The sequence below is a fragment of the Pseudomonas sp. GW821-FHT02A08 genome (genome assembly GCF_059422045.1).
The window spans coordinates 1-20160 of the sequence record NZ_JBWKWD010000047.1 but is presented as its reverse complement, the minus strand read 5'-3'; the positions used below and the strand labels follow the sequence as shown (position 1 = coordinate 20160).

Sequence of the window (20160 nt, the reverse complement as noted above, 5' to 3'; positions counted from 1 at the left end):
GATCGCTAAAAGCGCACATTGTATAGGGTTTTAGGCAGGAGGGGGCAGCAACGAAAAACCTGTGGGAGCGGGCTTGCTCGCGAAGACGGACTCACATCCAACATCTCCGTCGACTGTTACGCCGCATTCGCGAGCAAGCCCGCTCCCACAAGGGATCTTTGTTGTCAGTGCGTGCGGGCTACCGCAAATTCGCTCAGCTCAACCAGTGCATCGCGGTATTCGCTGGCTGGCAGCGCTTCGAGGCACTTGATCGCGCGGGCCACGTAATCTCGGGCCAGTTGTGCGGTGTACTCCAGCGAGCCCGAGGCTTCCACGGCTTCGCGGATACTTTCCAGGTCTTCGATCCCGCCTTTCTGGATCGCCTTGCGCACCAGGGCGGCCTGTTCCGGCGTACCTTCGCGCATGGTGTAGATCAGCGGCAGGGTCGGCTTGCCTTCGGCCAGGTCGTCTCCGACGTTCTTGCCCAGGGTTTCGGCGTCGCCTTTGTAGTCGAGCAGGTCATCGACCAGCTGGAAGGCCACGCCCAGGTGATCACCGAATGTACGCAGGGCTTCTGCCTGTTCCGGTGAGGCCTGGCACAGGGCAGCGGCGCTGTGGGTCGAGGCTTCGAAGAGCATCGCGGTCTTGCCGCGGATGACTTCCATGTAGGTTTCTTCGGTGGTGCTGGCGTCACGAACCTTCGACAGCTGCAACACTTCGCCTTCGGCGATGATGCGCGTGGCTTGCGAAAGGATCTTCATCACCGGCATCGAGCCCAACTCGACCATCATTTCGAACGAGCGCGAATACAGGAAGTCGCCGACCAGCACGCTTGGCGCGTTGCCCCACATGGCGTTGGCGGTCGAGCGGCCACGGCGCATGCCGGACATGTCGACCACGTCGTCATGCAGCAGGGTCGCGGTGTGCAGGAACTCGATGGTGGCGGCCAGCAGACGCAGTTCGTCGCCTTCGCGCCCCAGGGCCTTGCCGCACAGCAACACTAATAAAGGACGCAGGCGTTTGCCGCCGGCCGAGGTAATGTAATCGCCGATTTTCGATACCAGCGGCACTCGAGAAGTCAGCTGCTTCTTGATGATGCCGTCGACGGCGCTAAAATCGTCCGCCACCGCGCGGTAGAAAGCTTGGGGTTGCATCAGCGACAGTCGCTCCAGAAGGGTTGCGCGGCATGCTAGGACCCACGCTTGCAGGTGTCAAGGCGCGATGGACGGCCCCTTGCAAGGCGCTCGTGCCTTGCGTACAATCGCGCACCCTGAACTTCCTGGGCAGCACCTGCCTTACGCAATTGCAAGCGGGCCTCCAGCCCCATGCAGCCATGCCAGCCAATACCTCTTCTTATAAAGAGCTGGGTGAGCAGGATTATCGGAGAAATACCATGTCTTATGCAGTAATCGTTACTGGCGGCAAGCAGTACAAAGTCGCCCCAGGTGAATACCTGAAGATCGAAAAACTGGAAGTCGCTACCGGCGAATCCGTTACCTTTGATCGCGTTCTGTTGGTTGCCAACGGTGACGACGTGAATATCGGCGCTCCAGTTGTTGCTGGCGCTACCGTTGTGGCTGAAGTGATCTCCCAAGGTCGTCACGATAAAGTCCGCATCATCAAGTTCCGTCGCCGTAAGCACCACATGAAGCGTATGGGCCACCGCCAGTGGTACACCGAGATCAAAATCACCGGTATTCAGGCTTAATTACAGCCTAATTCCTCACTAGGAGAATTGAACTCATGGCACACAAAAAAGCTGGTGGTAGTACCCGTAACGGTCGCGACTCAGAAGCCAAACGCCTTGGCGTGAAGATGTATGGCGGCCAGGCTATCAAAGCAGGCAACATCATCGTGCGTCAGCGCGGCACCCAATTCCACGCTGGCTACGGCGTTGGCATGGGTAAAGATCACACCCTCTTCGCTAAAGTCGAAGGCGTGATCAAGTTCGAAGTAAAAGGCGCCTTCGGTCGTCGTTACGTGAGCGTAGTCGCAGCTTAATTGCGCGATCGCTGGAAAAGCCCTGTCTCGCGACGGGGCTTTTTCGTTTGTGGGGTGAGTCTCTTGCAAAGCTGTTTGTATGGGCTGTCGGCGTACGATGTAGGTGTCGTGGTTCAGGGTCGCTGCGCTCATTTTTGCAAGAGTCTTATGTCTTGATTGTTTTTCGGCTCGTCCGTATGGCGAGAGGCGTTTGTTATGAAGTTTGTTGATGAAGTATCGATTCGCGTAAAGGCTGGTGATGGCGGCAATGGCGCCATGAGTTTCCGTCGGGAAAAATTTATCGAGAACGGTGGCCCGAACGGCGGTGATGGCGGTGACGGCGGTTCCATCTACATGATGGCCGACGAAAACCTCAACACCCTGGTGGACTACCGTTACACCCGGCACTTCGATGCCGAGCGTGGCTCCAACGGCGGCAGCACCGACTGCACCGGCAAGAAGGGTGAAGACCTGATCCTGCGCGTTCCGGTTGGCACCACGGTGATCGACTCCGCGACTCAGGAAGTCATCGGCGACCTGACCAAGGCCGGTCAGAAATTGATGGTGGTGCAGGGCGGCTGGCACGGTCTGGGCAACACCCGTTTCAAATCCAGTACCAACCGTGCGCCGCGCCAGACCACTCCGGGTAAGCCGGGTGAGCAGCGCGACCTGAAGCTGGAAATGAAAGTACTGGCTGACGTCGGTCTGCTGGGTTTGCCGAACGCCGGTAAAAGTACCTTTATCCGTTCGGTTTCGGCAGCCAAGCCGAAGGTTGCCGACTACCCGTTCACCACGCTGGTGCCGAACCTGGGTGTGGTCAGCGTCGATCGCTGGAAGAGCTTTGTCATTGCCGATATTCCGGGTTTGATCGAAGGCGCTTCCGAAGGTGCTGGTCTGGGCATTCGCTTCCTCAAGCACTTGGCGCGTACGCGTCTGCTGCTGCACCTTGTGGACATGGCGCCGCTGGATGACGCCAGCGCACCGGATGCCGCTGAAGTGATCGTCAACGAGCTGATCAAGTTCAGCCCGTCCCTGGCGGAACGTGATCGCTGGCTGGTCCTGAACAAGTGCGACCAGATCCTTGATGAAGAGCACGATGCTCGCGTCAAGGAAATCGTTGATCGCCTGGAATGGACGGGCCCGGTCTACGTGATCTCGGCCATCTCCAAGCTCGGTACCGAGCGTCTGTGCCACGACATCATGCGCTACATGGAAGATCGTGCCGATCGCCTGGCCAATGATCCGGCCTACAAGGAAGAGTTGGCCGATCTCGATCAGCGCATCGAAGACGAAGCTCGCGCGCAATTGCAGGCGCTGGATGACAAGCGTGCCCTGCGTCGCAGCGGCGTGAAGTCGGTCCACGACATCGGCGACGATGATTGGGACGAAGAAGATGTGGATGACGAAGACGGTCCGGAAATCATTTACGTGCGTGACTGATTCGTTGCGATAAACTTAAGCGCCGCTCAATCGAGCGGCGTTTTGGTATCTGGAAATCGATTGTTGGTCACGAATAACCACGAATAACGTCACGGGCAGCGCTGGGTCGCGGTGCCCTCAAGCTAAGGTTGAAGATGATGCGGAGCAAGGTGACAGGTGCGCAGCGTTGGGTCGTGAAGATCGGCAGCGCTTTGCTGACGGCGGACGGCAAAGGCCTGGATCGCGCGGCAATGGGTGTCTGGGTTGACCAGATGGTGGCCTTGCATGAGGCGGGTGTCGAGCTGGTGCTGGTGTCCTCCGGGGCGGTGGCGGCCGGTATGAGCCGTTTGGGCTGGACCTCGCGACCCAGTGCGATGCACGAGCTTCAGGCTGCCGCCGCAATCGGTCAGATGGGGTTGGTGCAGGCCTGGGAGTCGAGCTTTGCCGAGCATGGCCGGCATACCGCGCAGATTCTCCTGACTCACGACGACTTGTCCGACCGCAAGCGCTACCTGAACGCCCGCAGCACCTTGCGTGCGTTGGTCGAGCTGAAGGTCATTCCGGTGATCAACGAGAACGACACCGTGGTCACCGACGAAATCCGTTTTGGCGACAACGACACCCTGGCGGCGCTGGTGGCCAACCTGGTCGAGGCTGACTTGCTGGTGATCCTGACGGATCGCGACGGCATGTTCGACGCCGATCCGCGCAACAATCCGGATGCCCAGCTGATTTACGAAGCGCGTGCCGATGATCCGGCGCTCGACGCGGTAGCGGGCGGCACCGGCGGTGCGCTGGGGCGTGGCGGCATGCAGACCAAATTGCGTGCTGCGCGTCTGGCGGCCCGTTCCGGCGCTCACACCATCATCGTTGGTGGTCGTATTGAGCGTGTGCTGGATCGCCTCAAGGCGGGCGAGCGCATTGGCACTCTGCTGTCGCCGGAGCGCGGCATGCTGGCGGCGCGCAAGCAGTGGCTGGCCGGTCATCTGCAAACCCGTGGCACCCTGGTGCTGGATGCGGGTGCGGTGACCGCTTTGTCCCAGGGCAACAAGAGCTTGCTGCCGGTTGGGGTCAAGTTGGTGCAGGGCAGCTTCCGCCGCGGCGAGATGGTGGTCTGCGTGGCGCCGGATGGTCGCGAGATTGCCCGTGGCCTGGCCAACTACAGTGCGCTGGAGGCGCAAAAAATCATCGGTCAGTCGTCCGAGGCGATTGTCGGTCTGTTGGGTTACATGGCGGAACCGGAACTGGTTCACCGCGATAACCTGATCCTGGTCTGAAGGAATACCTGAATGCGCGTGGCAAAAGGATTGTTGGGGTTGCTGTTGGCGATGCCGTTGCTGGCTTCGGCCGAAGAGATCGGTCAGGTGTCGACGGTGTTCAAGTTCGTCGGGCCGAACGACCGGATCGTGGTCGAGGCCTTTGATGATCCCAAGGTCGATGGCGTGACCTGCTACCTTTCGCGCGCCAAGACCGGTGGGGTGAAGGGCGGTCTTGGTTTGGCCGAGGATCGAGCCGAGGCATCTATCGCTTGCCGGCAGGTCGGGCCGATCAGCTTCAAGGGTGAGCTCAAGGATGGCGATGAGGTGTTCAAGGAGCGCACGTCCCTGGTGTTCAAGACCATGCAGGTGGTGCGCTTCCTCGACAAGAAGCGCAATACACTGGTGTATCTGGTGTATAGCGATCGCTTGATCGAAGGCAGTCCGCAGAATGCGGTGACGGCGATTCCGATTTTGCCGTGGGCGCACGCCCGGTAATTTGACGCAAATCCAATTGTGGGAGCGGGCTTGCTCGCGAAAGTGTTGAATCAGTCAATATTGATGTCGACTGACACGCCGCCTTCGCGAGCAAGCCCGCTCCCACAGTTTTTTTGTGTGTCCATCAAATCGCAGGCAATAAAAAACCGACCCTGAGGTCGGCTTTTTAATGAACGAGTCGCTTAGGCAGCGGCGGCAACGTTCAGGGCCTTAACGTGGCCATTCAGGCGGCTCTTATGACGAGCGGCCTTGTTCTTGTGGATGATGCCTTTATCGGCCATACGGTCGATAACTGGCACAGCCAGAACGTAAGCAGCTTGAGCTTTGGCAGCGTCTTTTGCGTCGATGGCCTTAACTACATTCTTGATGTAGGTACGAACCATGGAACGCAGGCTGGCGTTGTGGCTGCGACGCTTCTCAGCCTGTTTTGCACGTTTTTTGGCGGAAGGTGAGTTGGCCACCGTCGAGCTCCTCGAAAGACTTTTTAGGAAATAGCAAACAAAATAGGCCGCGAATCATGCCGATGAGTTGAGGTCTTGTCAAGGGCGGTTGAGACGTTCCGCTAAGTGGTAGGTGAAGCAAGCTTGGAGATTTCTTTCCAGCGTGCGACCTGTAAACTCGCGAGCTTTGGCTCTGTGCTGTTGCGGCGCGGAGTATCGCATAAGTAGGCGCTTAGTTCGCCTGCTGTTTATCGACAGGCACAAACTCTTTCAATGAATCTGCTCAAATCGTTGGCCGCCGTCAGCTCTATCACGATGCTTTCCCGGGTTCTGGGGTTTGTTCGTGACACCCTCATTGCGCGTACATTTGGCGCGGGAATGGCGACCGACGCCTTCTTTATCGCCTTCAAATTGCCCAATCTGTTGCGGCGGATCTTTGCCGAGGGGGCGTTTTCCCAGGCATTCGTGCCGATTCTTGCGGAATACAAAAGCCAGCAAGGCGAAGAGGCGACCCGAACGTTCATTGCCTATGTCTCGGGCCTGTTGACGCTGGTGCTGGCGCTGGTCACGGTGTTGGGCATGCTGGCCGCACCCTGGGTCATCTGGGTGACAGCACCGGGATTCACCAATACCCCGGAAAAATTCGAGCTCACTTCCAATCTGTTACGGGTGACCTTTCCTTACATATTGCTGATTTCCCTGTCGTCGCTGGCGGGCGCAATCCTCAATACCTGGAACCGTTTTTCGGTGCCAGCCTTCGTGCCGACGCTGCTCAACGTCAGCATGATTATTTTTTCGCTGTTCCTGACACCGTATTTCGATCCGCCCGTAATGGCGCTTGGCTGGGCGGTTCTGGTGGGCGGGCTGGCGCAGTTGCTCTACCAGCTGCCGCACCTGAAAAAGATCGGCATGCTGGTGTTGCCGCGCCTGAACCTGCGTGACAGCGGTGTATGGCGCGTCATCAAGCAAATGTTGCCGGCCATTCTCGGTGTCTCGGTGAGTCAGATTTCGTTGATCATCAACACCATTTTCGCTTCGTTCCTGGTCGCAGGTTCCGTGTCCTGGATGTACTACGCCGACCGATTGATGGAGTTGCCGTCCGGCGTATTGGGCGTGGCGCTGGGGACGATTCTGCTGCCGACCCTGGCCAAGACTTACGCCAACAAGGATCGTCACGAGTATTCGCGGATCCTCGACTGGGGGCTGCGCCTGTGTTTCGTGCTGGTATTGCCTTGCGCCCTGGCGCTGGGGATTCTGGCGGAGCCGCTGACGGTTTCGCTGTTCCAGTACGGTCAGTTCGACGCCCATGATGCGGCCATGACCCAGCGCGCGTTGATCGCCTATTCCGTCGGATTGCTCGGGATTATCGTGATCAAAGTGCTGGCGCCGGGCTTTTATGCGCAACAAAACATCCGTACGCCGGTAAAAATCGCGATTTTCACCCTGGTGGTCACACAATTGTTCAACCTGATGCTGATCGGTCCGCTGGCTCACGCGGGACTGGCGCTCGCCATCAGCGCCGGCGCCTGCCTCAATGCAGGGCTGCTCTTCTATCAACTGCGTAAACAGCAGATGTATCAGCCGCAACCGGGCTGGGCAAAGTTCTGCTTCAAGCTGGTGATTGCGGTCGCGGTGATGTCCGGCGTGTTGCTGGCAGGGATGCATTTCATGCCGGCCTGGGGTGAGGGGCAGATGCTTGAGCGTTTCCTGCGTCTGGGTGCCTTGGTCGTTGCCGGTGTGGTGGCTTATTTCGGCATGTTAGTGTTGATGGGCTTCCGTTTGCGCGACTTCAATCGCAAGGCGCTGGGCTGAGGTTCTGGTCTCGATAAACACGGGCGAGCCGGCGGTTTTGTCGGCTCGATCACTTTGGGTTACGGTGTTGCCTGTCGTCGGCCGCCGGGTGTGGTTATAATCGACCACTTTATGAGCAAGAAGCGCGTTATGCAGCTGGTTCGAGGCCTCCACAATCTGCGCCCCCAGCATCGGGGCTGTGTCGCCACTATTGGCAACTTTGACGGTGTACACCGTGGTCACCAGGCTATCCTGGCGCGGCTGCGTGAGCGTGCGCTCGAGTTGGGCGTGCCCAGTTGCGTGGTGATTTTCGAGCCGCAGCCGCGGGAGTTCTTCGCTCCGGACACCGCGCCGGCCCGTCTGGCCCGCCTGCGGGACAAGCTGCAGCTGCTGGCGGCAGAAGGCGTCGATCGTGTGCTGTGCCTGGCGTTCAACCAGCGCCTGAGCAAGCTCAGCGCCAGTGAGTTCGTCGATACCATTCTGGTGGATGGCCTTGGCGTCCAGCACCTGGAGGTCGGCGATGATTTCCGTTTCGGCTGCGACCGCGCGGGAGACTTCGATTTCCTGCAACAGGCCGGCGTCGTTCAGGGTTTTACCGTCGAGGCGGCGCAAACCGTTGAACTGGACGGTATTCGCGTCAGCAGCACTCAGGTCCGCAATGCCCTGGCCGCAGCTGATTTTGCCTTGGCCGAGCGACTGCTGGGTCGGCCGTTCCAGATTACCGGGCGGGTGCTGCACGGCCAGAAGCTGGCTCGCCAGTTGGGTACGCCCACGGCCAACATACAACTCAAGCGCCGTCGCGTTCCGCTTTCCGGGGTTTACCTGGTCAACGTCGACATCGACGGCAAGACTTGGCCAGGCGTCGCCAACATCGGCGTGCGGCCAACGGTACAAGGTGATGGCAAGGCCCACCTTGAAATACATCTTTTAGATTTTGCCGGCGATCTGTATGACCGGCGTTTAACGGTGGTTTTCCACCACAAGCTGCGCGAAGAGCAGCGTTTCGCCTCTCTGGAGGCGTTGAAAACGGCGATCAACGCGGATGTCGCCGCCGCCCGTGCACTAGCCGCACCTAGCGCCCATCGCTAATGAAGAGCCTTAAATGACCGACTATAAAGCCACGCTAAACCTTCCGGACACCGCCTTCCCAATGAAGGCCGGCCTGCCACAGCGCGAACCGCAGATTCTGCAGCGCTGGGACAGTATTGGCCTGTACGGAAAGTTGCGCGAGATTGGCAAGGATCGTCCGAAGTTCGTATTGCACGACGGCCCTCCGTACGCCAACGGCTCCATTCACATCGGTCATGCGCTGAACAAGATTCTCAAGGACATGATCATCCGCTCGAAGACCCTGTCGGGCTTCGACGCGCCTTACGTTCCGGGCTGGGACTGCCACGGCCTGCCGATCGAGCACAAGGTCGAAGTGACCCACGGCAAGAACCTGGGCGCGGACAAGACCCGCGAACTGTGCCGGGCCTATGCCACCGAGCAGATCGAAGGGCAGAAATCCGAGTTCATCCGTCTGGGCGTGCTGGGCGACTTCGCCAACCCGTACAAGACCATGGACTTCAAGAACGAGGCCGGGGAAATCCGTGCCTTGGCTGAAATCGTCAAGGCCGGTTTCGTGTTCAAGGGCTTGAAGCCTGTGAACTGGTGCTTTGACTGCGGTTCGGCCCTGGCCGAAGCTGAAGTCGAATACGAAAACAAGAAGTCCTCGACCATCGACGTGGCGTTCCCGATTGCCGATGAAGCCCAACTGGCTGCCGCTTTCGGCCTGTCGTCGCTGGCCAAGCCTGCCTCGATCGTGATCTGGACCACCACCCCGTGGACCATCCCGGCCAACCAGGCGCTGAACGTTCACCCGGAATTCAACTACGCCCTGGTCGACGTCGGCGACAAGCTGCTGGTACTGGCTGAAGAACTGGTCGAGTCGTGCCTGGCGCGCTACTCGCTGGAAGGTTCGGTCATTGCGACCACCGCCGGTAAAGCGCTGGAACTGATCAACTTCCGTCACCCGTTCTACGACCGTCTGTCGCCGGTTTACCTGGCCGACTACGTTGAGCTGGGCGCCGGCACCGGTGTGGTTCACTCCGCTCCAGCCTATGGCGTGGACGACTTCGTGACCTGCAAGAAGTACGGCATGGTCAACGATGACATCCTCAATCCGGTTCAAAGCAACGGCGTATACGCGACCTCGCTGGAATTCTTCGGCGGCCAGTTCATCTGGAAGGCCAACCCGGCCATAGTCGACAAGCTGACCGAAGTCGGTGCGCTGCTGCACACCACTATCATCGAACACAGCTACATGCACTGCTGGCGCCACAAGACCCCGCTGATCTACCGCGCCACCGCGCAGTGGTTCATCGGCATGGACAAACAGCCGACCACCGGCGACACCCTGCGCCAGCGCTCGCTCAAGGCCATTGAAGACACCCGGTTCGTTCCGGCCTGGGGCCAGGCGCGCCTGCACTCGATGATCGCCAACCGTCCGGACTGGTGCATCTCCCGTCAGCGCAACTGGGGCGTGCCGATCCCGTTCTTCCTGAACAAGGAAAGCGGCGAGCTGCACCCACGTACCGTCGAGCTGATGGAAATCGTGGCCAAGCGCGTTGAAGTCGAAGGCATCGAGGCCTGGTTCAAGCTGGACGCCGCCGAGTTGCTGGGCGACGAAGCGCCGCAGTACGACAAGATCAGCGACACCCTGGACGTCTGGTTCGACTCGGGCACCACGCATTGGCACGTCCTGCGCGGTTCGCACCCGATGGGCCACGAAACCGGCCCGCGCGCCGACCTGTACCTGGAAGGCTCGGACCAACACCGTGGCTGGTTCCACTCGTCGCTGCTGACCGGTTGCGCCATCGACAACCACGCACCGTATCGCGAGCTGCTGACTCACGGCTTCACCGTCGACGAGTCCGGCCGCAAGATGTCCAAGTCCCTGGGTAACGTGATTGCGCCACAGAAAGTCAACGACACCCTGGGCGCCGACATCATGCGTCTGTGGGTCGCTTCGACCGACTATTCGGGCGAAATGGCGGTTTCCGAGCAGATCCTGCAACGCAGTGCGGACGCCTACCGGCGTATCCGTAACACCGCGCGCTTCCTGCTTTCCAACCTGACCGGCTTCAACCCGGCCACCGACCTGCTGCCGGCCGAAGAAATGCTGGCTCTGGACCGTTGGGCCGTGGACCGTACCCTGCTGCTGCAACGCGAGCTGCAAGAGCACTACGGCGAATACCGCTTCTGGAACGTGTACTCGAAGATCCACAACTTCTGCGTACAGGAGCTGGGCGGCTTCTACCTCGACATCATCAAGGATCGTCAGTACACCACTGGCGCCGACAGCAAGGCCCGCCGTTCGTGCCAGACCGCGCTGTTCCACATCTCCGAGGCGCTGGTGCGCTGGATCGCGCCGATCCTGGCGTTCACCGCCGACGAACTGTGGCAATACCTGCCGGGCGAGCGTAATGAGTCCGTCATGCTCAATACCTGGTACGAAGGCCTGAGCGAACTGCCGGAAGGCATCGAGCTGGATCGCGCTTACTGGGACCGGATCATGGCGGTCAAGGTCGCGGTCAACAAGGAAATGGAGATCCAGCGCGCCGCCAAGGCTGTCGGTGGCAACCTGCAGGCCGAAGTGACGCTGTTCGCCGAAGATGCGCTGACCGCCGACCTGGCCAAGTTGAGCAACGAATTGCGTTTCGTACTGATCACGTCGACCGCCAGTGTTGCGCCATTGGTGCAGGCACCGGCCGATGCCGTGGTCACCGAAGTCAGCGGCCTGAAGCTGAAGATTGTCAAGTCGAGCCATGCCAAGTGCGCCCGTTGCTGGCACTGCCGTGAAGACGTCGGCGTGAACCCGGAGCATCCGGAAATCTGCGGCCGTTGCGTCGACAACATCAGCGGCGCTGGCGAGGTCCGTCACTATGCCTAATGCCGTTGGCCGTTTCGGGCGGCTGAGCTGGCTCTGGTTGAGTTTGCTGGTCCTGGTCATTGACCAGGCCAGCAAGTTCTACTTCGAAGGCAAGCTCCAGATGTACCAGCAGATCGTGATCATCCCCGATTACTTCAGCTGGACCCTGGCCTACAACACTGGCGCGGCGTTCAGCTTCCTGGCTGACAGCTCCGGCTGGCAGCGCTGGCTGTTCGCGTTGATCGCGGTCGTGGTCAGTGCGGTGCTGGTGGTGTGGCTCAAGCGTCTGGGGCGCAACGAGACCTGGCTGGCGATTGCGCTGGCACTGGTGCTTGGCGGCGCGCTGGGCAATTTGTATGACCGCATTGCCTTGGGCCATGTGATCGATTTCATCCTGGTGCATTGGCAGAACCGCTGGTATTTCCCGGCGTTCAACTTTGCCGACAGTGCCATCACTGTTGGGGCTGTCATGCTGGCACTGGATATGTTCAAAAGTAAAAAGACCGGAGAAACCGTTCATGACTGAACAGGTATTGGCCGAGCAACGCATTGGCCAGAACACGGAAGTCACCTTGCATTTCGCATTGCGCCTGGAGAACGGCGACACGGTGGACAGCACCTTTGACAAGGCCCCGGCGACCTTCAAGGTCGGTGACGGCAACCTGTTGCCAGGTTTCGAAGCGGCGCTGTTCGGTTTCAAGGCCGGTGACAAGCGTACGCTGAGCATCGAGCCGGAAAACGCTTTCGGCCAGCCGAACCCGCAAAACGTGCAGATCATCCCGCGCTCCCAGTTCCAGGACATGGAACTGTCGCCTGGCTTGCTGGTGATCTTCAACGATGCGGCCAATACTGAATTGCCGGGCGTGGTCAAAGAGTTCGATGACGCGCAAGTGACCATCGACTTCAACCACCCGCTGGCGGGCAAGACGTTGACCTTTGACGTGGAAATCATTTCCGTCAAAGCGCTGTAAGGCATCATGGGGCAGCTACTGTTGCCACCTGACCCTGTGGGAGCGAGCTTGCTCGCGATGAGTGCCTGACATTCAATATTGATATTGACTGACACTCCGCCATCGCGAGCAAGCTCGCTCCCACAGTTTGTTTTTCATTGTTTTCGCGCGCAAGACACGAGGCACAGCATGCAAATCAAACTCGCCAACCCCCGTGGCTTCTGCGCCGGTGTGGACCGGGCGATCGAAATCGTCAACCGCGCCCTGGAAGTCTTCGGGCCGCCGATCTATGTGCGCCACGAAGTGGTTCACAACAAATTTGTCGTCGAAGACCTGCGCTCCCGTGGCGCGATCTTCGTCGAGGAGCTGGATCAGGTGCCGGACGACGTCATCGTGATCTTCAGCGCCCACGGCGTTTCCCAGGCTGTGCGCAGCGAAGCGGCTGGCCGTGGGCTGAAAGTGTTCGACGCCACGTGCCCGCTGGTGACCAAAGTCCACATCGAAGTGGCGCGCTACAGCCGTGACGGCCGAGAGTGCATACTCATCGGCCACGCCGGTCACCCGGAAGTCGAAGGCACCATGGGCCAGTACGATGCCGGCAATGGCGGCGCGATCTACCTGGTCGAAGACGAGAAGGATGTCGCGGCGTTGCAGGTGAACAACCCTGAAAAGCTCGCCTTCGTGACCCAGACCACACTGTCGATGGACGATACCAGCCGCGTTATCGATGCCCTGCGTTCGCGCTTCCCGGCCATCGGTGGGCCACGCAAGGACGACATCTGCTACGCCACGCAAAACCGTCAGGACGCGGTCAAGCAACTGGCCGACGAGTGCGACGTGGTGCTGGTGGTCGGCAGCCCGAACAGCTCCAACTCCAATCGCTTGCGCGAATTGGCAGAGCGCATGTCCACTCCGGCCTACCTGATCGACGGTGCCGAAGACCTGCAAAAGAGCTGGTTCGACGGCGTCGAGCGTATCGGCATCACCGCCGGCGCATCCGCCCCGGAAGTCCTGGTGCGCGGCGTGATCCAGCAGTTGCAGGCCTGGGGTGCCACCGGTGCCGATGAACTGGCCGGTCGCGAGGAGAACATCACGTTCTCGATGCCTAAAGAACTGCGCGTTCGCTCGTTGACCTGAGGTTTCTCCTTTTTTCGCATAACGGATGCTCAGCCTTGTCGCTACGCAGGCTGACGCGACCGGTCCGGGCCAACACCACTTGATGTTGGCTTACCGGTTCGCGAACAGCGCAAACGTGTAGCGTCCCTCCAATCAGTGACTCGCCCTGACCTCTGAAGCGTATTGAGCTTTCGACCGGACCGTTCCCCACAATCGACAGGCGTGCGCCGCTCTGGCGTTCGGCCAGCAGTGGATTGTCGCTGTCCATCTCCCCCTTGCCGCTGATATCCAGAATGATCCGCCAGCCTTGGCTCCAGTCGCCATTGATGCCGTGAATCACCACGGCCTGGTTGCGGGTGATGGCTTCGCTCCGGGCGGTGCGAATACCGCTGGAAAGAGCCTGTGCCGCTTGCTGTCTTTGGTTCGACTCGATCAGCGTTGCGAACGCCGGACTGACCAAGTGCAGAACAATTCCCGTAATTGCCAGTCCCATGAGCAGTTCGATCAGGCTGAAGCCTTGTTGTCGCATGGCATCTCCCTCCGTGGCGTGTTGTGGCTTGCGCAATCCCTGCGCGAGAAATGGCAACGCAAACGCACCGCATCGCTCGAATGTTGTGCCGCGCAAGAGCAGGTATAGCCGAAGGAAACAGAAGGCCCCGATGGATCATCCTACAAAAGGTTTCACGCTGATCGAGTTGCTGGTCGCGATCGCGATCCTTCTGATGCTGCTGACTCTGGCTGTCCCGGCGTTTACCCGCTCGACGCAAACAACCAGGGCTGATACTGAAATCGCTGACCTGCGACGAGCCCTGAGTTTTGCCCGGCTCGAAGCCATCGATCGGGGCAATACCACACGCGTGCGCCCGACGGCGGGTGGGGATGTCTGGAGTGGGGAACTGGCGATTTACGACGGTACTGGCGCTTTGGCCAATGTATTACGGGTTGTTCCGGCGATGAGCAGCGGCGCAACTCTGGCGCTAACCTCTGGCGTCACTGCCATCGATTTCAACAGCATGGGCGGACTGTCATCACCGTCCTCAGAGGTGGTGATCAGCTATGGGCGGGGCGCACAAGGCAGGACGCTGACTGTGTGTTTGAACGGACGAATTCTATTGGGTGGAAAGTGCGGATGAGAGCAGGGAGGCAAGGTGCGCAGGGGGGCATGACGCTGGTCGAAGTCCTGGTGGCGTTAGTCATTCTGGGAGTGGGCCTGCTGGGGGGGGCGGCGTTTCAGCTCAATGCGCTCAAGTACACGGACAGCGCGCGCATGACCAGTCAGGCCAGTTTTATCGCCTACGACCTGATGGACCGTATTCGCGCCAACGCTGCTGCGGACTACACCATTGCGCCGCCGGCTTCGGGCAATCCGGACGTTACCCGGGACCAGGACCTGTTTGACTTCAATACCAACATTGTCAGTTCACTCGGTGCCTCCGCGACGGGCAGTGTCACCGTCAACCAGAAGGTGTACACCATCACGATCACCTGGGACGACTCACGGGCTGTGAAGGCTGCCGACTCGCGGCGCAGCTTCGTCCTGAGCAGTCGCGCGGCCATTGATCCGACGGTGATCCCGTGAGCCGCTCAATCAGAGGTTTTAGTCTGGTTGAGTTGCTGATTGCCCTGGCATTGAGCCTGATCGTGGTGCTGGGCGTGGTGCAGATTTTCATCGCGGCCAAGAACACCCATCTCAGCCAGAATGCGGCCGCGAACATACAGGAGGACGCACGTTTCGTGCTGAGCAAAATGATTCAGGAAGTCCGCATGGTCGGGATGTTCGGTTGTCTGGCAACGATCACCGATTCAAGTGAGAAAGGTGATTTTCATGCCAGTCAGCTAACGCCGATCCGTTGGGACAACGGTGGCCGCAAGTTGACGCTGGTTACGGCGGATGTCGGCGCTCATGGCGGCAAACCGGACTGGACCGTGCTTTCCGATTGTCGAACCCATTCGACGGCCTACAGTGAAGGTCGGACGCCAGTGGCAGGGCAATTGGCCTTTCCGGTCCGGAGGCTGATTTACAGCTTCAGCAATAACCAACTGCTTATGAAAGGCGGGGCCGCAGCAAACCAGGTATTGGTGGACAACGTCAGTGCTTTCGACGTGAGCTTCGGCCTGGCCAGCACGGCCACTGATCTGGCTGCTTCGCGCTACAGCAGCAACCCGCCGGACCCCGCGCTGATTCGCAGCGTTCGCCTGAGCCTGACTCTCTTCGATCCGAACCACCGGGTGAGCGATCAAACCTTCAACGTGGTTGCCGCACTGCGCAACCGCTTGCCATGAGGGAGTGCCAATGAATCGTGCCCTCAAGACGTATTGCGCCCAACGGGGCATGGCACTGTTGGTCAGTCTGGTGTTCTTGCTCTTGCTGACGCTGATTGGTCTTTCATCGATGCAGAGCGCGACCCTGCAGGAAAAAATGGCCGGTAGCGTCGCCCTGCGCAACCAGTCGTTCCAGAGTGCCGAAGCCGCCTTGCGGGTGGGCGAGGGTGCAGTGCAGCGGGACAGTTATGCGCTACCTGTTTGTAGCGGCATCGTTCAATGTGCGCCACCGTCAGAGTCTTCGACTATTACCGCTGCCGGTTTCAACGCCTCTTCCGGAGTGACCTGGATTGCATCGGGCAAGGGCTTTTATGGCGTGCAAAACATCGGTGTCAGCCGAAATGCGGTGAATGTGCCTATCAATACCCCGGCAACCTTGTATCGGGTAACGGCAGTCGGCATCGCAGGGCATTCGCGCAGTGTGGTGGAGAGCATCTATGCGAAGTACTGAGCGACCTGTCAGGTTATGGCCACAACTGTTCGCTGTCGTCGTCGCGCTTGATCTGTCGATGTCGGCGCACGCGGCCTCGTCAGCGGATTCACCAGCGCTGAACCGGCCAACCTGTCTGGCCAAAGGCAACTGGTACGGTTTTTATCACAGCAATCAGGGGTTGAAGGCCGTCTGCCTGAAGCTGCCCGAGGCGATCAGCGTTAAGATGCTCGACAGCAACACCGATGGAGTGGTCGACAACAGCGACACGCTGTCCGATGGCGTGATCTTTATCGGAGAGCATTCGGCCCAGGACGCCAGTGACAATGGCGGGGCCGTGAACGATTCCACTGGCGACGGTACTGCGGGGATGGAAAAGTCCGGCGGCAGCCGTCGCATCATGTGGCGACAAATACAGTGACTGAGAATTGATGCATGCGTAGTTCCAACCGCGGGTTTACCCTGATCGAAATCATGATCGTGATTGCGATCATCGGTATTGTCATGACCATTGCCGCCCCAAGTTTCACCGAATACCTGAACAAGGGCCGTCGCGCAGAAGTGACCGGTCTGCTCTCGGAGCAGGCGCAGCTCCTGGAGCGTTTCTACTCGCAGAAAAATGTCTACACCGATGCGACAGGCCTCAGTGCCGGCAATGATTACTACAGCATCACACCGACCCTGACCGACCAGACCTTTCTGCTGACGGCAGTGCGCAAGGCTGACTCGAGCATGGCCACTGACAAGTGCGGTGATCTGACCATCACCAACACCGGTGTGCTCGGTATGGTCAACGCAAAATCCGGCCTGACCAGCAAAGACTGCTGGGGGCGCTGAGTTTCTTTTTCGGGTGCCTTTTGTACCCTCTGTCTATTTAACGATTGGATCAGAACATGACCAGGCAACAGCAAGTGGTGATTGTCGGCGGTGGGGTGATTGGATTGCTGACGGCTTACAATCTCGCCTCCGAAGTGCAAAGCGTTGTGCTGCTGGATCGCTCGAGCGTCGGCCAGGAATCGTCCTGGGCCGGCGGCGGCATCGTTTCGCCGCTTTACCCGTGGCGCTACAGCCCGGCGGTCACTGCCTTGGCTCACTGGTCCCAGGACTTTTATCCACAGTTGGGCGAGCGCTTGTTTGCCGCCACTGGCGTTGATCCGCAAGTGCACACCACCGGTCTGTACTGGCTGGATCTGGATGACGAGGCTGAAGCCCTGGCATGGGCCGTCCGGGAAGGTCGCCCGCTTAGCGCGGTGGATATTTCGGCAGCACACGACGCCGTGCCGGTGCTAGGCAGTGGTTTTTCCCGGGCGATCTACATGGCCGACGTCGCCAACGTGCGTAATCCGCGTCTGGTGAAGTCACTCAAGGCCGCGTTGCTGGCGCTGCCGAACGTGACGATCCAGGAGCAGTGCGAAGTCAGCGGGTTTGTTCGTGACGGCAACAAAGTGGTCGGCGTGCAGACCTCCACAGGTATTGTCCCGGGCGATCAAATCGTCCTGACGGCGGGGGCCTGGAGCGGTGATTTGCTCAAGCTTCTTGATCTGGCGCTGCCGGTCGAGCCGGTGAAAGGGCAGATGATTCTCTACAAGTGTGCGGCGGATTTCCTGCCGAGCATGGTCCTGGCCAAGGGCCGTTATGCGATTCCCCGGCGCGACGGGCACATACTGATCGGCAGTACGCTGGAGCATGAAGGCTTCGACAAGACGCCGACCGGGTCGGCACTGGAAAGCCTGAAGGCGTCCGCTGTGGAGTTGATCCCGGCGCTGGCCGATGCCGAAGTGGTGGGGCACTGGGCCGGATTGCGTCCGGGATCACCCGAGGGCATTCCTTACATTGGCCCGGTGCCGGGGTTTGACGGGCTTTGGCTCAACTGCGGGCATTACCGAAACGGGCTGGTGCTGGCGCCGGCGTCATGCCAGCTGTTTGCCGATGTGATGCTGGGCCGTGCGCCGATTATCGATCCGGCGCCTTATGCGCCTGCCGGAAGACTTTAAAGCCTCAATCCAGTCCCAGCTTCTTGAGCCGGTAACGCATCGACCTGAATGACAGGTTCAACCGCTGAGCCGCCGCCGTGCGGTTCCAGCGGGTTTCCTCCAGGGCCTGGAGCAGCAGTTGGCGTTCGACGTTTTCCAGGTAGGCTTCCAGATTGTCGATCCGGGTCAGGTCCGGCATGCCGCCCTCGGCGCCACGGTTGCCTTCAGCCAGGCGCAGGTCACCGGCTTCGATCTGATTGTCCTCACACAAGGTGTGCGCCCGTTCGAGCATGTTTTCCAGTTCCCGCACATTGCCCGGAAAACGATAGCTTTTCAGCGCATCGAGGGCTTGGGGGTGGAGTCTCGCCGCAGGTTGACCGCTATCGACGGCCAGACGCTTGAGTATGTGGCTGGCTAGCATTTCGATGTCATCACGGCGCTCGCGCAAGGGCGGCACCCGGAGTTCGATCACGTTCAAGCGGTAGTAAAGATCATGACGAAATCGTCCGGCGGCGACTTCGGCGCCAAGGTCTTTGTGCGTGGCGCAGAGAATGCGCACATCCACTGCCACTTCCTGCTGCCCTCCGACGCTGCGTACGGATTTCTCTTGAATCGCACGCAGCAGTTTGACTTGCATGGCCAGCGGCAGGTCGGCTACTTCGTCGAGGAGCAGGGTACCGCCGTGAGCTGCCTGGAACAGGCCGGGTTTATCTTCGATGGCGCCGCTGAAACTGCCTTTGCGATGGCCGAAAAACTCGCTCTCCAACAGTTCCGAGGGAATCGCCGCGCAGTTGATCGCAATGAACGGCTGATTGGCGCGGGGGCTTTGATCATGGATCAGGCGCGCGACCAACTCCTTGCCACTGCCGGACTCTCCGCTGATGTATACCGTCGCATGGCTGCTGGCCAGTTTGGTGATGTGCTTGCGCAGGTTGCGCATGGGCAATGAGTCGCCCAGCAAGCGTCGATCGATGCCGACCCCGCGGGCAGGAACCAGCAGGGCACTGGTGACCAGTTCACGCAGGCGCGTAAGGTCCACCGGTTTGGTCAGGAAGTCGAATGCCCCGGCCTTGAGCACATTGATCGCGTTTTCGAGACTGTCATAGGCGGTGATCATCGCCACCTGGACCTGAGGGTGGCGCTGCTGGATGTGCTGCACCAACTCAAGGCCGGTACCGTCCGACAACTGCATGTCGGTCAGGCATAGATCGAAGGTTTCGCGTTTGAGCAGCGATTGCGCTTCGCCGATGTTGCGGGCGTTGAACGTCTCCAGCTTCATCCTTCCCAGGGTGATTTCCAGTAGTTCGCGAATGTCCGGCTCGTCATCGACGATCAAGACTTTTTGTCGTGGTCTTGTGTTCAACGTGGGGTTCGTCCGTGAGCATAAGTCATGCAAAAGCAGCTGTTTTCCTGGCGTGCCTTGAAGTCTAGGCGGGACAGAGTGCTTTCGCCCGGCTGGCCGGACGGATAAAGCCCCAGGCCTCTGAAATGGCGGGCCGGGGCTTCATTGCCGAGTATTTCCAGTGATTTCGGATCGAGCCGTAGCGGCGGCATTTGCTCGCGGCGCTGCAGATACAGGACGTTTTCGATTACCCGGTTCATTCGCAGAGAGAGGTCTTGAATAATCTGTGTCAGACGTCGTTCAACACCTTTCAGTTCCTTGGTGACGCGCGATAGACCTTAAACGGCTGCCATTTCTGCGCAAGTGTCAGCGGCCACTGGAGCCCTTGCCTTGCTCGAGATGAGCCTGGCTGCAATACCATTGCTGGTCGAGGCTCAGCGCGCGGTCACGGGGCAGGTGGACGCCACAATGGGCGCAACGGACCATGGGCGCCGCTTCCCGCTCGGCAGGGGATCTGGGGGTGGAAGCCTGCCCCTTGATCTTGCGCCAGAGCCACACTGCAGCGGCAATCAGGGCAATCCAGAACAATAAACGAAGCATGGTGAGCTGCTTTTCGGCTGATGATCCGGCAGTTTAGCCAAGGACCTGCCAGGCGCACAGTGTAATAAAGCGCTTGTCTAGTCCTGAAATAGGTTTACACCTGTTTCACCCTAACGCCCGATGCACCGCATCGGGCGTTTTGTATTTCAAA

The 20160-nt window shown here is 59.6% G+C and carries 23 protein-coding genes; 18 read left to right on the top strand and 5 right to left on the bottom strand.

Going from position 1 to position 20160, the window contains the following annotated elements:
* Window positions 1-164: 164 nt before the first annotated feature.
* Window positions 165-1133, bottom strand: coding sequence for a polyprenyl synthetase family protein (locus AC07W4_RS24850; RefSeq protein WP_008052062.1), 969 nt, complete (start codon window positions 1131-1133; stop codon window positions 165-167).
* 239 nt (window positions 1134-1372) lie between these two features.
* Here AC07W4_RS24850 and rplU point away from each other — a divergent pair, with 239 nt between their 5' ends.
* The 5 genes from rplU (at window position 1373) to AC07W4_RS24825 (ending at window position 5132) form a co-directional block, all read left to right on the top strand.
* Window positions 1373-1687: a 50S ribosomal protein L21 gene (gene rplU, locus AC07W4_RS24845; protein ID WP_007950961.1), complete on the top strand. Its 315-nt coding sequence runs from the start codon at window positions 1373-1375 to the stop codon at window positions 1685-1687.
* A 35-nt stretch (window positions 1688-1722) separates the two neighbouring features.
* The gene (rpmA, locus tag AC07W4_RS24840) at window positions 1723-1980 is read left to right on the top strand and encodes a 50S ribosomal protein L27 (RefSeq protein ID WP_003281574.1); all 258 of its coding nucleotides are present in this window, start codon (window positions 1723-1725) and stop codon (window positions 1978-1980) included.
* Window positions 1981-2175: 195 nt separating this feature from the next.
* Window positions 2176-3399 carry an Obg family GTPase CgtA gene (gene cgtA, locus AC07W4_RS24835; protein WP_008052064.1) on the top strand — a complete coding sequence of 408 codons (1224 nt, stop codon included), beginning with the start codon at window positions 2176-2178 and terminating at the stop codon, window positions 3397-3399.
* A 137-nt stretch (window positions 3400-3536) separates the two neighbouring features.
* Window positions 3537-4655 carry a glutamate 5-kinase gene (proB, locus tag AC07W4_RS24830; protein WP_032829785.1) on the top strand — a complete coding sequence of 373 codons (1119 nt, stop codon included), beginning with the start codon at window positions 3537-3539 and terminating at the stop codon, window positions 4653-4655.
* A gap of 12 nt (window positions 4656-4667) precedes the next feature.
* Window positions 4668-5132, top strand: a complete 465-nt coding sequence (locus tag AC07W4_RS24825; RefSeq protein WP_495034349.1) for a CreA family protein — start codon at window positions 4668-4670, stop codon at window positions 5130-5132.
* 182 nt (window positions 5133-5314) lie between these two features.
* On the opposite strand, the gene rpsT is transcribed toward AC07W4_RS24825, so the two are convergent.
* Entirely contained in the window at window positions 5315-5593 is a 279-nt protein-coding gene (gene rpsT / locus AC07W4_RS24820) for a 30S ribosomal protein S20 (protein WP_007970922.1), read from the bottom strand.
* A gap of 252 nt (window positions 5594-5845) precedes the next feature.
* On the opposite strand from rpsT, the gene murJ reads away from it, so the two are divergent.
* The 6 genes from murJ to ispH all read left to right on the top strand — a co-directional run bounded on the left by murJ (window position 5846) and on the right by ispH (window position 13363).
* Entirely contained in the window at window positions 5846-7384 is a 1539-nt protein-coding gene (gene murJ / locus AC07W4_RS24815; RefSeq protein WP_495034348.1) for a murein biosynthesis integral membrane protein MurJ, read from the top strand.
* Window positions 7385-7513: 129 nt separating this feature from the next.
* The gene (gene ribF / locus AC07W4_RS24810) at window positions 7514-8452 is read left to right on the top strand and encodes a bifunctional riboflavin kinase/FAD synthetase (protein ID WP_495034347.1); all 939 of its coding nucleotides are present in this window, start codon (window positions 7514-7516) and stop codon (window positions 8450-8452) included.
* A gap of 13 nt (window positions 8453-8465) precedes the next feature.
* On the top strand, window positions 8466-11297 hold the full coding sequence (gene ileS / locus AC07W4_RS24805) for an isoleucine--tRNA ligase (RefSeq protein ID WP_495034346.1): 2832 nt from the start codon (window positions 8466-8468) through the stop codon (window positions 11295-11297).
* Window positions 11290-11802 carry a signal peptidase II gene (gene lspA / locus AC07W4_RS24800; protein WP_008052069.1) on the top strand — a complete coding sequence of 171 codons (513 nt, stop codon included), beginning with the start codon at window positions 11290-11292 and terminating at the stop codon, window positions 11800-11802. The genes ileS and lspA overlap by 8 nt, the downstream gene beginning before the upstream one ends.
* A 7-nt stretch (window positions 11803-11809) precedes the next feature.
* A complete protein-coding gene (gene fkpB, locus AC07W4_RS24795) occupies window positions 11810-12247 on the top strand; it encodes an FKBP-type peptidyl-prolyl cis-trans isomerase (RefSeq protein ID WP_172435403.1) in 438 nt (145 codons plus the stop codon).
* Between the two features lie 168 nt (window positions 12248-12415).
* Window positions 12416-13363: a 4-hydroxy-3-methylbut-2-enyl diphosphate reductase gene (gene ispH / locus AC07W4_RS24790; protein WP_095946021.1), complete on the top strand. Its 948-nt coding sequence runs from the start codon at window positions 12416-12418 to the stop codon at window positions 13361-13363.
* On the opposite strand, the gene AC07W4_RS24785 is transcribed toward ispH, so the two are convergent.
* Window positions 13332-13871: a GspH/FimT family pseudopilin gene (locus tag AC07W4_RS24785; RefSeq protein WP_495034345.1), complete on the bottom strand. Its 540-nt coding sequence runs from the start codon at window positions 13869-13871 to the stop codon at window positions 13332-13334. The two genes, ispH and AC07W4_RS24785, sit on opposite strands and share 32 nt — an antisense overlap.
* A 130-nt stretch (window positions 13872-14001) precedes the next feature.
* Between AC07W4_RS24785 and AC07W4_RS24780 the strand changes: the two genes are divergently transcribed.
* From AC07W4_RS24780 to thiO, 7 genes are read left to right on the top strand one after another with little or no spacing between them, the layout of a single operon-like run.
* Window positions 14002-14475 carry a GspH/FimT family pseudopilin gene (locus AC07W4_RS24780; RefSeq protein WP_495034344.1) on the top strand — a complete coding sequence of 158 codons (474 nt, stop codon included), beginning with the start codon at window positions 14002-14004 and terminating at the stop codon, window positions 14473-14475.
* Window positions 14472-14921, top strand: coding sequence for a type IV pilus modification protein PilV (pilV, locus tag AC07W4_RS24775; protein WP_495034343.1), 450 nt, complete (start codon window positions 14472-14474; stop codon window positions 14919-14921). The genes AC07W4_RS24780 and pilV overlap by 4 nt, the downstream gene beginning before the upstream one ends.
* Window positions 14918-15625: a PilW family protein gene (locus tag AC07W4_RS24770; protein ID WP_495034342.1), complete on the top strand. Its 708-nt coding sequence runs from the start codon at window positions 14918-14920 to the stop codon at window positions 15623-15625. The genes pilV and AC07W4_RS24770 overlap by 4 nt, the downstream gene beginning before the upstream one ends.
* 10 nt (window positions 15626-15635) lie before the next feature.
* The gene (locus AC07W4_RS24765) at window positions 15636-16115 is read left to right on the top strand and encodes a pilus assembly PilX family protein (RefSeq protein ID WP_495034341.1); all 480 of its coding nucleotides are present in this window, start codon (window positions 15636-15638) and stop codon (window positions 16113-16115) included.
* Between the two features lie 58 nt (window positions 16116-16173).
* Window positions 16174-16515: a hypothetical protein gene (locus AC07W4_RS24760; protein WP_495034340.1), complete on the top strand. Its 342-nt coding sequence runs from the start codon at window positions 16174-16176 to the stop codon at window positions 16513-16515.
* A gap of 14 nt (window positions 16516-16529) precedes the next feature.
* The gene (locus AC07W4_RS24755; protein ID WP_495034339.1) at window positions 16530-16931 is read left to right on the top strand and encodes a type IV pilin protein; all 402 of its coding nucleotides are present in this window, start codon (window positions 16530-16532) and stop codon (window positions 16929-16931) included.
* Between the two features lie 56 nt (window positions 16932-16987).
* Window positions 16988-18088: a glycine oxidase ThiO gene (gene thiO, locus AC07W4_RS24750; protein WP_495034338.1), complete on the top strand. Its 1101-nt coding sequence runs from the start codon at window positions 16988-16990 to the stop codon at window positions 18086-18088.
* Between the two features lie 4 nt (window positions 18089-18092).
* Here the strand turns inward: thiO and AC07W4_RS24745 are convergent, their stop codons facing one another.
* Window positions 18093-19430: a sigma-54-dependent transcriptional regulator gene (locus AC07W4_RS24745; RefSeq protein ID WP_495034337.1), complete on the bottom strand. Its 1338-nt coding sequence runs from the start codon at window positions 19428-19430 to the stop codon at window positions 18093-18095.
* Between the two features lie 345 nt (window positions 19431-19775).
* Complete coding sequence (locus AC07W4_RS24740; RefSeq protein WP_008052082.1) at window positions 19776-20009, bottom strand: PP0621 family protein; 234 nt, start codon at window positions 20007-20009, stop codon at window positions 19776-19778.
* Between the last annotated feature and the right edge of the window lie 151 nt (window positions 20010-20160).

Bases quoted from the DNA above. Each gene is read 5' to 3' on its own strand.
- AC07W4_RS24850 (WP_008052062.1), bottom strand. From the start codon at position 1,133: ATGCAACCCCAAGCTTTCTACCGCGCGGTGGCGGACGATTTTAGCGCC.
- rplU (WP_007950961.1), top strand. From the start codon at position 1,373: ATGTCTTATGCAGTAATCGTTACTGGCGGCAAGCAGTACAAAGTCGCC.
- rpmA (WP_003281574.1), top strand. From the start codon at position 1,723: ATGGCACACAAAAAAGCTGGTGGTAGTACCCGTAACGGTCGCGACTCA.
- cgtA (WP_008052064.1), top strand. From the start codon at position 2,176: ATGAAGTTTGTTGATGAAGTATCGATTCGCGTAAAGGCTGGTGATGGC.
- proB (WP_032829785.1), top strand. From the start codon at position 3,537: ATGCGGAGCAAGGTGACAGGTGCGCAGCGTTGGGTCGTGAAGATCGGC.
- AC07W4_RS24825 (WP_495034349.1), top strand. From the start codon at position 4,668: ATGCGCGTGGCAAAAGGATTGTTGGGGTTGCTGTTGGCGATGCCGTTG.
- murJ (WP_495034348.1), top strand. From the start codon at position 5,846: ATGAATCTGCTCAAATCGTTGGCCGCCGTCAGCTCTATCACGATGCTT.
- ribF (WP_495034347.1), top strand. From the start codon at position 7,514: ATGCAGCTGGTTCGAGGCCTCCACAATCTGCGCCCCCAGCATCGGGGC.
- ileS (WP_495034346.1), top strand. From the start codon at position 8,466: ATGACCGACTATAAAGCCACGCTAAACCTTCCGGACACCGCCTTCCCA.
- lspA (WP_008052069.1), top strand. From the start codon at position 11,290: ATGCCTAATGCCGTTGGCCGTTTCGGGCGGCTGAGCTGGCTCTGGTTG.
- ispH (WP_095946021.1), top strand. From the start codon at position 12,416: ATGCAAATCAAACTCGCCAACCCCCGTGGCTTCTGCGCCGGTGTGGAC.
- AC07W4_RS24785 (WP_495034345.1), bottom strand. From the start codon at position 13,871: ATGCGACAACAAGGCTTCAGCCTGATCGAACTGCTCATGGGACTGGCA.
- AC07W4_RS24780 (WP_495034344.1), top strand. From the start codon at position 14,002: ATGGATCATCCTACAAAAGGTTTCACGCTGATCGAGTTGCTGGTCGCG.
- pilV (WP_495034343.1), top strand. From the start codon at position 14,472: ATGAGAGCAGGGAGGCAAGGTGCGCAGGGGGGCATGACGCTGGTCGAA.
- AC07W4_RS24765 (WP_495034341.1), top strand. From the start codon at position 15,636: ATGAATCGTGCCCTCAAGACGTATTGCGCCCAACGGGGCATGGCACTG.
- AC07W4_RS24760 (WP_495034340.1), top strand. From the start codon at position 16,174: ATGTCGGCGCACGCGGCCTCGTCAGCGGATTCACCAGCGCTGAACCGG.
- AC07W4_RS24755 (WP_495034339.1), top strand. From the start codon at position 16,530: ATGCGTAGTTCCAACCGCGGGTTTACCCTGATCGAAATCATGATCGTG.
- thiO (WP_495034338.1), top strand. From the start codon at position 16,988: ATGACCAGGCAACAGCAAGTGGTGATTGTCGGCGGTGGGGTGATTGGA.
- AC07W4_RS24740 (WP_008052082.1), bottom strand. From the start codon at position 20,009: ATGCTTCGTTTATTGTTCTGGATTGCCCTGATTGCCGCTGCAGTGTGG.